Annotated in this window: 1 protein-coding gene; it reads right to left on the minus strand. The window is 60.2% G+C overall.

Annotated elements, in window-relative coordinates:
* Positions 1-48 precede the first annotated feature (48 nt).
* Positions 49-13,719 (minus strand): non-ribosomal peptide synthetase, encoded by a 13,671-nt coding sequence (locus tag ACIX8_RS16165; protein WP_263053373.1) that lies wholly within the window; start codon positions 13,717-13,719, stop codon positions 49-51.
* Between the last annotated feature and the right edge of the window lie 188 nt (positions 13,720-13,907).

The raw sequence follows: 13,907 nt of genomic DNA on the forward strand, positions 1-13,907 counted from the left end.
CTTGGCATCGCGCTGCCTTCTAAAACGACCTCAGCAAATCAGAAATGATCAAGAGCTTCTTTCTATCTCACCCTTCTGGGCACGCACTATCAAAGCAGCTACGTCGCTGGCGTGTGGATCAGTCATCATGCTGGCATGGTCCGAGTCAATAGTATCTTCCCTGTTTTTGTGGGCCTGGATGGTAATGACACTCCAATCGAAGTCCGTCGAGTAATTTCTGATATCTGATTGCTTTGCCCAACACGCATGGATGGGCACATTGAGGGCGGGGAGCTTAGCTTCAGTGATTCGAATGTGCTGATATTCCATATTTTTTACCTGTTCGTGCATCAACCGGATTGATGCGGGCGTTGCGTCAGGATGACCTTCCCTCATTACCTGCAGAAGTTCGGCTAGCTGTGTTTCACTCAGTCGATCAGGGTCATTTAGGAAAGATTCCAGGGTGTCTGCAGATATGAGCTCGAGTACCTCTGCAGAAAATTGTGTATGTAACACGTTGCGCCAATAGGTCGAAAGAAACACTTTATCCATTGATGGCAATGGCATATCAAGTAGTCCGACATAGCACAATTGCTGGCCGCGGCGTTCGAGTTCTGCGGCCACGGCTAAAGCGATACGGCCGCCTGCGGACCATCCAAAAAGCCTATAAGGTCCGTTTGGTTGTTGCTCTTGGATCATATCGGCATACTGCATGGAAACTTTCTGAAGCGCATCGCTCTTCTCCCACCATAGAGGCCGTGGCTGCAGGCCAAAGACACAAAAATCCCTGCCCAGGTTTCTTGCAATAACGCTGTAATAGTTAATGTGCTCACCGACCGTAGGCATGCAGAATATTGCCCTGCCATCTCGGTTGCCTGCCAGATGAATCACGTGCGCAGAGGGGGTGGCCTCGGACAGGCATAGAGCTGCTAGTTTGGCAATGGTAGGAGCGTCAAAAGGGGCACGCACAGGTAACTTGACGGCCAACTCCGAACGTATGCGCGAGACAAGACGTACGGCCAGCAGGGAGTGGCCGCCTAAATCGAAGAAGTTGTCATTGCGGCCGATAGTCTCCACGTCGAGCACCTCCGACCAAAGCTCCGCAAGACGCCTCTCCAGATCGTTCACAGGAGCTTCGTAGTCTTCCCGGGCATAGGCATCGGCCGGAGGCACTGGAAGCGAGTTGCGGTCCAGTTTGCCATTGGCATTGAGCGGCAGATTGTCCAACCTGACATACGCTGCCGGAACCATATAGTCGGGCAGCGTAGCTCCCATGTGGGCACGTAACCGATCGACACCAACCGATACAGTCGTATCGACCAGAGTGTAGTAAGTGACTAGCCGCTTTTCCCCCGTCTCGTCTTCGTTTACAGTGACTGCGGCATCCCGCACATCAGGGTATGCCCGTAGACGTGCCTCGACTTCCTCCAGCTCGACACGGAAGCCGCGGATCTTGACCTGCGAGTCAAGCCGTCCCAAGTACTCGACTCTTCCATCGGCCAGCCAGCGCCCGATATCTCCCGTCTTGTACATACGAGTGTCGGGATCGTTAACGAAGGGATTGGAGAGGAAACGCTCCGCCGTCCGCTCCACCTGGTTGATATAGCCCCGTGCCAACCCTGCACCAGAGAGATACAGCTCTCCCGTGACTCCTACAGGAACAGGCTGCCGATTCAAATCGAGGATGTAAATTTGCATGTTCGAGATGGGACGGCCGATCACGGACCGGTCGCCGTTCAGACCTTCCTCTTCATCGAAAGCAAAGAACGTAGCATCCCCATTGACCTCCGACGAGCCGTAGAAGTTGAACACCCTTGTATCCGGGCTATTGGTCTTCACTAGGCGCACGACATCCGGTGTAAGCTGCTCACCGCTGCAGATCAGGTTGCGCACCGAACCAAGCGCGTCGGGCCGGATGTCGAGCAGCGATTTGAGGTGAGAGGGCACGATGGTCAAGTTGGTCACTTGCCACAACGCCAGTCCCTCCGCCAGCCATTGAACATTCTTCAGACGGTCGCTGCTGAAGATGATCGCCTTGCCCTTCCCAAGGAGGGCACCGAGTATCTCGGTGATCGAATCAATAAAGCTTATGCTGGTTTTAATCGCAGTAACTGGTCTTTCATGTTTCACTATGCCACCGAACCACATCAGTCTGTTGGCAAGACCGGAGACCGTTCCAGCGACGCCTTTGGGCTGACCGGTAGAGCCGGAGGTATAGATGACATAGGCGAGGTGCGAGGACCGTAGTCCTAGTGCGTTCGCATCGGGGTTGGTCTCCGGCCGGCTGTGCCACGAGGCCTCCAGATCGAGGTCCAGGACGGGTACCTCCAACTTACCCAGCGCTTGCTCCAGGGTCTCGCGCGCCGCCCCGTGCGTCAGCACCGCTACCGGTCCGGAGTCCGCAAGCATGTAGCTCAGACGATCCACAGGATACGCAGGGTCCAGAGGAACATACGCTCCACCTGCCTTCAGAACCCCCAGCAGCGCCACCACCATCGCCACCGAGCGCTCCACGCAGATCGCCACACGGTCGTCCGGACGAACTCCCAGAGCCACTAACTCATGCGCCAGACGGTTCGCGCGACAGTTCAACTCCCCGTAGCTTACCCGCTCCTCCTCAAACACCAACGCCGTCGACTCGGGGCTCCCCTCCACCTGTGCCTCGAACAGTCCATGGATCGTCGACTCCAACGGATAAGCCACCTCCGTCGCGTTCCACTCCACAAGCAGCTGCTCACGCTCCGAAACAGGCAGCATCGACAGAGTATGCACCGGCTGCGCCTCGTAGGCGACCATCTCGTGCAACAGACGCTTCAAGTAAGAGACATACCGCTGTACGGTGGCTTCCTTGAATAGGGCAGTGCTGTATTCGAGGATACCTTCGACTCCATTGGGTGTTTCCAGCATGTCCAGTGTCAAATCGAATCTGGCCATGGTGCGTTCCGTAGTGAGGGAGGTAATATTCAGCTCCGGCAAGGCCAGAGTCATGGCCTCATTGCTCTGCCACGCGAACATGACCTGGAAGATCGGGCTGTGCGCCTGACTCCGGCTCGGCTTGATCCGCTCCACCACCTGCTCGAACGGCAGCTCCTGATGTGCCTGCGCTCCGATGGCCGTCTGACGAACCCGTCGCAGCAGTTCACTCACCGTCGGCTGGCCGGAAAGGTCCACCCGCAACGACAGCATATTGACAAAGTAGCCAATCAGCTCCTCGGTCTCGCGCTGCGTGCGGTTCGCTACCGGCGTACCGATCACGATGTCCTGCTGACCCGACAGCCGCGAAAGCACCGTAGCCCAGGCCGCCAGCACCGTCATGAACAGCGTCGTACCGTGTCGCTGGCTCAGCGCCTTCAACTCCCCGGTCAGCGTCGCGTCGAAACTCAGCCGCACCTGCTGCCCCTCGTAGCGCTGCTGCGCCGGGCGGGGGTAATCGATTGGCAGTTCCAACAGCGCCGGCGCACCGGACAATGTCGTCTCCCAATACGCCCCTTGCGCCTCACGCCTATCCCCGCCCAGCCACCGGTGCTGCCAGACTGCGTAATCCCCATACTGAATCGAAAGCTCCGGTAGAGGATCCACCTCCCCGGCCCGATACAGGCCGTACAGGCGGCTGAAATCCTTCACCAGGACTCCGATCGACCAGCCATCCGAGATGATGTGGTGCATCGTCACCAACAGCACGTGCTCAGTAGGCGCCAAACGAATCAATCGACCACGGATCAGTGGCCCCGATGACAGCGAGAACGATCCCCCCGCTTCCTCCTGCGCGATCTGCTGCAGTTCGCTTTCCGCATCGCTCGCATCGCTGAGATCGTGGATCTTCAGATCAAACGGCGTTGCTGGATCGATCTGCTGCACCGGCTCCCCGCCCACAACGACAAACCGGGTGCGGAGAGATTCATGCCGTAAAACGATCTGGTCCAAAGCCCGCTGCAGCGCTTCAGTATCCAAAGTCCCGCTCAAACGCAGGCCCACTGGAATGTGATACGCCTCGCTGATTCCTTCCATCTGCGCCAAAAACCACAACCGCTGCTGCGCGAACGATAACGGCAAGAACCCATTACGCTCCGCGCGCTCAATCCGGGGCAAAGCAGTTGGGCTGGACTGCGCACATGCCGCCACTTCAAGTACGCTTGGGCCGCTGAAAAGCTCGTCCAGGCTGATTTCCTGGCCTAGCATGTCGCGCAGGCGCGACATGACCCGTACAGCCAGCAGGGAGTGACCGCCCAACTCGAAGAAGTTGTCATTGCGGCCCACCCGATCTACTCCTAGTACCTCCGCAAAGACCCCCGCTACGATCTCCTCCACCTTGCCTGCCGGCGCCTCATAGCCGCGCCGCACATAGGCCTCGTCGTCCGGCGCCGGTAGCGCCTTCCGGTCCAGCTTCCCATTCGGGCTCAGAGGAAAGGACTCGATCCGCACATACGCCGACGGAACCATATGCGCAGGAAGCGTCGCGCTCAGATGCGCCCGCAGGAACTCCGCATCCACCTCCGGCGCATCGCCGCCAGCCGCCTTGTAGTACGCCACCAGGCGCTTGTCCCCCGCCTTATCACTCCGCGCCAGCACGATGGCCTCTGCAACACTCGCATGCTTGCCGAGAAGTGACTCGATCTCGCCCAACTCGATACGAAACCCGCGGATCTTCACCTGAAAATCGTTCCGTCCTAAATACTCGATATTCCCGTCGGGGAGATACCGCCCAAGGTCCCCGGTCTTATACAACCGATCCCCCGCTACGAAAGTACTCGGGTTAAAACGCTCTACCGTCAGCTCGGCGCGGTTCAGATAACCACGTGCCACTCCCGCCCCGCCGATGTACAACTCCCCAGCAACACCGGTTGGAACTGGTTCGCCATACTCGTCCAGTAAGTAAATCCTTGTATTCGCTATCGGTCGACCGATCGGTGGTGCCTGGTCACTTCCATGACGGCATTCCATCAGCGTTGCCCAGATGCTTGTCTCAGTTGGCCCATAGGCATTGAAGACACGCCGCGCGGAAGACCACTTTTTGATGAGGTTCGCTCCCGGCAACTCTCCGGCAAGAATCAACACCGCAAGAGTTGTCAGAAGCGCTTCGTCGGATTCTATGTTTGCCAATGCCGCTGGCGTTAGCACCGCATGTGTGATGCCAAGCTGTGCGATCGTTCTTTGAATAGATGCTCCCAAAAGCGAAATCTTGTCTGCCGGTATGCACAAACATGCGCCATGGCAGAGGGCCAGGACCATTTCATAGACACTTGCATCAAAGCTAAACGAGGCAAACTGCAAGACACGGCTGGTTCGCGCAATCGATAGCGATTGTGCCTGCGCACCCACAAGATTGCAGATGCCCCTGTGCTCGATCATGACGCCTTTGGGCTGACCGGTAGATCCGGAGGTATAGATGACATAGGCGAGGTGCGAGGACCGTAGTCCTAGTGCCTGCGCATCGGGGTTGGTCTCCGGCCGGCTGCGCCAGGAGGCCTCCAGATCGAGGTCCAGGACGGGTACCTCCAACTTACCCAGCGCTTGCTCCAGGGTCTCGCGCGCCGCCCCGTGCGTCAGCACCGCTACCGGTCCGGAGTCCGCAAGCATGTAGCTCAGACGATCCACAGGATACGCAGGGTCCAGGGGAACATACGCTCCACCTGCCTTCAGAACCCCCAGCAGCGCCACCACCATCGCCACCGAGCGCTCCACGCAGATCGCTACACGGTCGTCCGGACGAACTCCCAGTTCCACCAACTCATGCGCCAGACGGTTCGCGCGACGGTTCAACTCCCCGTAGCTTACCCGCTCCTCCTCGTACACCAACGCCGTCGACTCGGGGCCCCCCTCCACCTGTGCCTCGAACAGTCCATGGATCGTCGACTCCAACGGATAAGCCACCTCCGTCGCGTTCCACTCCACAAGCAGCTGCTCACGCTCCGAAACAGGCAGCATCGACAGCGCTTCCCGTCCGACCGCTCCCGGTTGTTCCAGAGCATCCGCCAGCTGGCTCAGCACCCTGTCCATGTAATCGCAGAGCCGCCGTCCGCCGTCTTCGCCGACCAGCGAAGTCACCTGCGCCACCAGACGAAAGCCCTCGCCCAGATCGTCCACCGACAGAGCCACCGGATAGTTGGTCCGTTCCTGAGCCTGCAGGACCCGCAGGCCAGGCAGCGCCGCCGGGCCGTTCTCCTGTTCGCCCTCCGCCGTATGACGATAGTTGAGGATCGCGCTGAACAACGGCAGCGGGGCCTGGATGCCGCTGCAACGCTGGGCCAGCGCCAGCGACGCATGCTCATGCGCCACCAGAGAACTCAGCAGTCCATGCGTCTGCAGCACCTGCTGCCGGAGATCGGATCCCACCAGAGACACCCGCAGCGGCAGCGTGTTGATCAACATACCCAGCGCCTGTGCGCTGTGTTCCCCGCCCTGCAGACGACCCAGCAGCACCGTGCCGAACACCACGTCGTTACGGCTGGACAGACGGCCAAGAACATGTGCAAAGGCCAGATGAAATAAGCTTGCCGAACTCACGCCCAACTGCCGTGCCTGCCGGCGAAGCCGGGTCGACAGCTCTGGCGTGACCACGCGTATCGCTTCTTCCTGGGTGCCCGCATCCTGCACATCGGCCAGTCCATAAGGCAGCGTCGGCTCACCCACCTCTCCCAGCATCGCGCGGAAGTAAGCCTCATGCTCCGCCTCACTCCCCCGCAGGCGAGCATGCGCAATATAGTCCCGATACGGCGCCGCAGGCGCCAGCTCCGCAGCCTGACCCAGCAGGCATGCTTCCAGCTCCCGCAGGATGATCTCCACCCCCACATGGTCCACAGCCAGATGATGATGCAGCAGCTGGATCACCCAACGGTCCTGGGACTCATCGCGCGCCATAAACACACGCAGCAGCGGCGCCTGACGCACATCCAGACGGTAACGCCGTGGACTGTACAGCGTCTTCAGCTGATCGGCGATATCGCCGTCCTCGATCGACAGCGCAACTTCTTCCACCACCAGCACAGCAGCACGGCACACCACCTGCACCGGCGACCGCAGACCCTCCCACAACACTGCCGTACGCAGCACGTCATGGCGGGCTATCACCTGCTCCAGCGCTCCCACGAAGCGATCCACCTCCTCACGCCGGTCCAGGCTCAGCAGCATGTTCAGCAGGTAGATATCGCCTTCACGTGAGGCCAGATGATGGTAAAGCACCCCTTCCTGTCCCGGGGAGAGCGGATAGATGTCCTGGATGTTGCCCGCTCCTCCAGGAATCGCCTGCGTGATGCGCGCGATCTCAACAGGCTCCAGCTCCACCAGCGGCAGCATCGCGGGCTCGATCTTCGTGCAGCCCTCGGGAATACCGTTGGCCGGAACCACGAATACGATATGTTGAGACAGACTGCCGGCCAGACCGGCTACCGTCGGCTGGGCAAACAGAGTACTCACCTCAGTCTGCCAGCCCGCCTCGCGCAGACGCGACAGCAGACGCACAGCCATCAGCGAGTGGCCGCCCAGCTCGAAGAAGCTGTCGTTGCGGCCCACCCGCTCCACCCCCAGCACCTCCGCGAAGACACGCGCTACGGTCTCCTCCATCTCCCCTACAGGAGCCTCGTAGCCACGCCGCACATACGCCTCGTCGTCAGGCGCCGGTAGCGCCTTCCGGTCCAGCTTCCCGTTCGGGCTCAGAGGAAAGCTCTCCATCCGAACATACGCCGACGGAACCATATACCCAGGTAAGGTCGCGCTCAGATGACCACGCAGCAACTCCACCTCCACCGCTGCTCCAACCGCCGCCGTGTAGTACGCCACAAGACGCTTCTCCTCTGCCTCCCCACGCGCCACCACCACCGCTTCCCCTACTCCCGCATGCTGACACAGAAGTGACTCGATCTCCCCCAGCTCGATACGGAATCCGCGGATCTTCACCTGAAAATCGTTCCGACCTAAATACTCGATGTTCCCGTCAGACAAATACCGCGCCAAGTCCCCCGTCTTGTATAACCGGTCCCCAGCCACAAAAGGACTCGCAATAAACCGCTCCGCCGTCAACTCCGCACGGTTCAGATAACCGCGACCCACCCCCGCACCACCGATGTACAACTCCCCAGCAACTCCAACAGGCACCGGCTCCCCATACTCGTCCAAAAGGTAAATCCGCGTGTTCGATATCGGCCGGCCAATCGGAACGGAACCATTCCGTCTTGTCTCCTCGGACACTTCATAGACAACCATTCCGACAGTAGCTTCCGTCGGACCGTATTCATTGATCAGCCGTATCTTCGCCGCATTGCGCCAATCTGCAACACCGCTGGCCGACAGCGCTTCCCCCCCAATCACAAAAACACCTGACAAACGACCTCGCATCGCGACAGGTCGGATCTGCCTCAAAACATCCAGATGCGTAGGAGTCAACTTCACAAGAGATATCTCCTCTGAATGATCCAGAAGTGCCGACAGGCTCGGTAATTCTGCTTCTCCATGCGGCAGAAGTCGAACCTCGCCACCGGTGATAAGCGGCGTAAGCAAACTGGTGACTGTCGCATCGAAGGCAAACGAGGTATTCACCGGGGCGATATTGCCAGACCGGAAGTCATATGCCTTCGCCGCCCAGAAAAGATAATTCACCACGTTCCTGTGCTCGACCATCACCCCTTTGGGGGTTCCAGTAGATCCGGAGGTATAGATGACATAGGCGAGGTGCGAGGACCGTAGTCCTAGTGCCTGCGCATCGGGGTTGGTCTCCGGCCGGCTGCGCCAGGAGGCCTCCAGATCGAGGTCCAGGACGGGTACCTCCAACTCACCCAGCGCTTGCTCCAGGGTCTCGCGCGCCGCCCCGTGCGTCAGCACCGCTACCGGTCCGGAGTCCGCAAGCATGTAGCTCAGACGATCCACAGGATACGCAGGGTCCAGGGGAACATACGCTCCACCTGCCTTCAGAACCCCCAGCAGCGCCACCACCATCGCCACCGAGCGCTCCACGCAGATCGCTACACGGTCGTCCGGACGAACTCCCAGTTCCACCAACTCATGCGCCAGACGGTTCGCGCGACGGTTCAACTCCCCGTAGCTTACCCGCTCCTCCTCGTACACCAACGCCGTCGACTCGGGGCCCCCCTCCACCTGTGCCTCGAACAGTCCATGGATCGTCGACTCCAACGGATAAGCCACCTCCGTCGCGTTCCACTCCACAAGCAGCTGCTCACGCTCCGAAACAGGCAGCATCGACAGCGCTTCCCGTCCGACCGCTCCCGGTTGTTCCAGAGCATCCGCCAGCTGGCTCAGCACCCTGTCCATGTAATCGCAGAGCCGCCGTCCGCCGTCTTCGCCGACCAGCGAAGTCACCTGCGCCACCAGACGAAAGCCCTCGCCCAGATCGTCCACCGACAGAGCCACCGGATAGTTGGTCCGTTCCTGAGCCTGCAGGACCCGCAGGCCAGGCAGCGCCGCCGGGCCGTTCTCCTGTTCGCCCTCCGCCGTATGACGATAGTTGAGGATCGCGCTGAACAACGGCAGCGGGGCCTGGATGCCGCTGCAACGCTGGGCCAGCGCCAGCGACGCATGCTCATGCGCCACCAGAGAACTCAGCAGTCCATGCGTCTGCAGCACCTGCTGCCGGAGATCGGATCCCACCAGAGACACCCGCAGCGGCAGCGTGTTGATCAACATACCCAGCGCCTGTGCGCTGTGTTCCCCGCCCTGCAGACGACCCAGCAGCACCGTGCCGAACACCACGTCGTTACGGCTGGACAGACGGCCAAGAACATGTGCAAAGGCCAGATGAAATAAGCTTGCCGAACTCACGCCCAACTGCCGTGCCTGCCGGCGAAGCCGGGTCGACAGCTCTGGCGTGACCACGCGTATCGCTTCTTCCTGGGTGCCCGCATCCTGCACATCGGCCAGTCCATAAGGCAGCGTCGGCTCACCCACCTCTCCCAGCATCGCGCGGAAGTAAGCCTCATGCTCCGCCTCACTCCCCCGCAGGCGAGCATGCGCAATATAGTCCCGATACGGCGCCGCAGGCGCCAGCTCCGCAGCCTGACCCAGCAGGCATGCTTCCAGCTCCCGCAGGATGATCTCCACCCCCACATGGTCCACAGCCAGATGATGATGCAGCAGCTGGATCACCCAACGGTCCTGGGACTCATCGCGCGCCATAAACACACGCAGCAGCGGCGCCTGACGCACATCCAGACGGTAACGCCGTGGACTGTACAGCGTCTTCAGCTGATCGGCGATATCGCCGTCCTCGATCGACAGCGCAACTTCTTCCACCACCAGCACAGCAGCACGGCACACCACCTGCACCGGCGACCGCAGACCCTCCCACAACACTGCCGTACGCAGCACGTCATGGCGGGCTATCACCTGCTCCAGCGCTCCCACGAAGCGATCCACCTCCTCACGCCGGTCCAGGCTCAGCAGCATGTTCAGCAGGTAGATATCGCCTTCACGTGAGGCCAGATGATGGTAAAGCACCCCTTCCTGTCCCGGGGAGAGCGGATAGATGTCCTGGATGTTGCCCGCTCCTCCAGGAATCGCCTGCGTGATGCGCGCGATCTCAACAGGCTCCAGCTCCACCAGCGGCAGCATCGCGGGCTCGATCTTCGTGCAGCCCTCGGGAATACCGTTGGCCGGAACCACGAATACGATATGTTGAGACAGACTGCCGGCCAGACCGGCTACCGTCGGCTGGGCAAACAGAGTACTCACCTCAGTCTGCCAGCCCGCCTCGCGCAGACGCGACAGCAGACGCACAGCCATCAGCGAGTGGCCGCCCAGCTCGAAGAAGCTGTCGTTGCGGCCCACCCGCTCCACCCCCAGCACCTCCGCGAAGACACGCGCTACGGTCTCCTCCATCTCCCCTACAGGAGCCTCGTAGCCACGCCGCACATACGCCTCGTCGTCAGGCGCCGGTAGCGCCTTCCGGTCCAGCTTCCCGTTCGGGCTCAGAGGAAAGCTCTCCATCCGAACATACGCCGACGGAACCATATACCCAGGTAAGGTCGCGCTCAGATGACCACGCAGCAACTCCACCTCCACCGCTGCTCCAACCGCCGCCGTGTAGTACGCCACAAGACGCTTCTCCTCTGCCTCCCCACGCGCCACCACCACCGCTTCCCCTACTCCCGCATGCTGACACAGAAGTGACTCGATCTCCCCCAGCTCGATACGGAATCCGCGGATCTTCACCTGAAAATCGTTCCGACCTAAATACTCGATGTTCCCGTCAGACAAATACCGCGCCAAGTCCCCCGTCTTGTATAACCGGTCCCCAGCCACAAAAGGACTCGCAATAAACCGCTCCGCCGTCAACTCCGCACGGTTCAGATAACCGCGACCCACCCCCGCACCACCGATGTACAACTCCCCAGCAACTCCAACAGGCACCGGCTCCCCATACTCGTCCAAAAGGTAAATCCGCGTGTTCGATATCGGCCGGCCAATCGGAACGATCTCAGGACGCTCCGGGCACGGCCATGCCGTAACGTCGATCGCCGCCTCCGTCGGACCATACAAATTATGCAATTCCACCGTGGGCCATTGCGCTCTGAACTGTTGCGCCAGCGAAGCCGGCAGAGCTTCGCCGCTGCACAGCACGCGCCGCAGGCCAGTGCAGGCCGACACGTCGCTTTGGTCCACAAAAACCCTCAGCATCGACGGAACGAAGTGCATCGTCGTAATGTGCTGGCTCTGAAGGATCTCGATCAGATATCCCACATCCTTATGCCCTTCAGGACGTGCCATGACTAACCGTGCGCCATACAGAAGTGGCCAGAAGAACTCCCAGACCGAAACATCAAAGCTGAATGAGGTCTTCTGCAGAACGGCATCCGTCTCATTAAGCTCATAGGCACGCTGCGTCCAATCCAGACGGTTGACCACGCCCCTGTGCTCATTCATGACGCCTTTGGGCTGACCGGTAGAGCCGGAGGTATAGATGACATAGGCGAGGTGCGAGGACCGTAGTCCTAGTGCCTGCGCATCGGGGTTGGTCTCCGGCCGGTTGTGCCACGAGGCCTCGAGATCGAGGTCCAGGACCGGTATCTCCAACTCACCCAGAGCTTGCTCCAGGGTCTCGCGCGCCGCCCCGTGCGTCAGCACCGCTACCGGTCCGGAGTCCGCAAGCATGTAGCTCAGACGATCCACAGGATACGCAGGGTCCAGAGGAACATACGCTCCACCTGCCTTCAGAACCCCCAGCAGCGCCACCACCATCGCCACCGAGCGCTCCACGCAGATCGCCACACGGTCGTCTGGTCGAACCCCCAGTTCCAACAGCTCATGCGCCAGACGGTTCGCGCGACAGTTCAACTCCCCGTAGCTTACCCGCTCCTCCTCAAACACCAACGCCGTCGACTCGGGGCTCCCCTCCACCTGTGCCTCGAACAGTCCATGCACCGTCGACTCCGACGGATAAGCCACCTCCGTCGCGTTCCACTCCACCAGCAGCTGCTCACGCTCCTCCGCAGGCAACATCGACAGCTGCGATACCCGCTCGTCCTCGCCACGCGTCATCGCTTCCAGAAGACGAACCAGATACTGTCCGTAACGCTCCACCGTCTCGGACCTGAACAGAGACGTCGCATACTCCAGAGACCCTACGATCCCAGCATCCGTCTCGCTCAGATCAAGCGTCAGGTCGAACTTCGCTACAGACGATTCGCTCTCTAATCCGGACAGACGCAGACCCGGCAGATCCAGATCAGACACCTCATTGTTCTGCCACGCGAACATCACCTGGAAGATCGGACTGTGCGCTAAACTCCGGCTCGGCTTGAGCCGCTCCACCACCTGCTCGAACGGCAGCTCCTGATGCGCCTGCGCTCCGATCGACGTCTGGCGAACCCGCTTCAGAAGTTCGCTCACCGTCGGCTGACCCGTAAAGTCCACCCGCAGCGCCAGCATGTTGACGAAGAAACCAATCAGCTCCTCGGTCTCGCGCTGCGTCCGGTTCGCTACCGGTGTACCGATCACAACGTCCTGTTCCCCCGACAAGCGCGACAGCAGTACCGCAAAACCACTCAGCACCGTCATGAACAGCGTCGTACCGTGTCGCTGGCTCAGCGCCTTCAACCTCTCCGTCAGATCCCGATCCAGTTCAAGGCTTACCCGGCCGCCTGCATAACTCTGCTGCGCCGGGCGGGGGTAATCGATTGGCAGTTCCAACAGCGCCGGCGCACCGGACAATGTCGTCTCCCAATATGCCCCTTGCGCCTCACGCCTATCCCCGCCCAGCCACCGGTGCTGCCAGACTGCGTAATCCCCATACTGGATCGAAAGCTCCGGTAGAGGATCCACCTCTCCGGCCCGATACAGGCTGTACAGGCGGCTGAAATCCTTCACCAGGACTCCGATCGACCAGCCATCCGAGATGATGTGGTGCATCGTCACCAACAGCACGTGCTCAGTAGGCGCCAAACGAATCAATCGACCACGGATCAGTGGCCCCGATGACAGCGAGAACGATCCCCCCGCTTCCTCCTGCGCGATCTGCTGCAGTTCGCTTTCCGCATCGCTCGCATCGCTGAGATCGTGGATCTTCAGATCAAACGGCGTTGCTGGATCGATCTGCTGCACCGGCTCCCCGCCCACAACGACAAACCGGGTGCGGAGAGATTCATGCCGTAAAACGATCTGGTCCAAAGCCCGCTGCAGCGCTTCAGTATCCAAAGTCCCGCTCAAACGCAGGCCCACTGGAATGTGATACGCCTCGCTGATTCCTTCCATCTGCGCCAAAAACCACAACCGCTGCTGCGCGAACGATAACGGCAAGAACCCATTACGCTCCGCGCGCTCAATTAAAGAGCCTCGCTTCTTTTTGGCTCTTGCCTTAGCTAAAGCAAAAAGTTTGTCGCGTTGCTCTTGAGTCACATCCGTTTTTTTTAGTTCCAGTTTCATTGCTGCCATCCATTCGAGCCGAAGACTAATAACGTGGTTCTCTTACACCTCACGTAGTGAGG

This window comes from Granulicella mallensis MP5ACTX8 (assembly GCF_000178955.2).
In the GTDB taxonomy this organism is placed as follows: Bacteria; Acidobacteriota; Terriglobia; order Terriglobales; family Acidobacteriaceae; genus Granulicella; species Granulicella mallensis.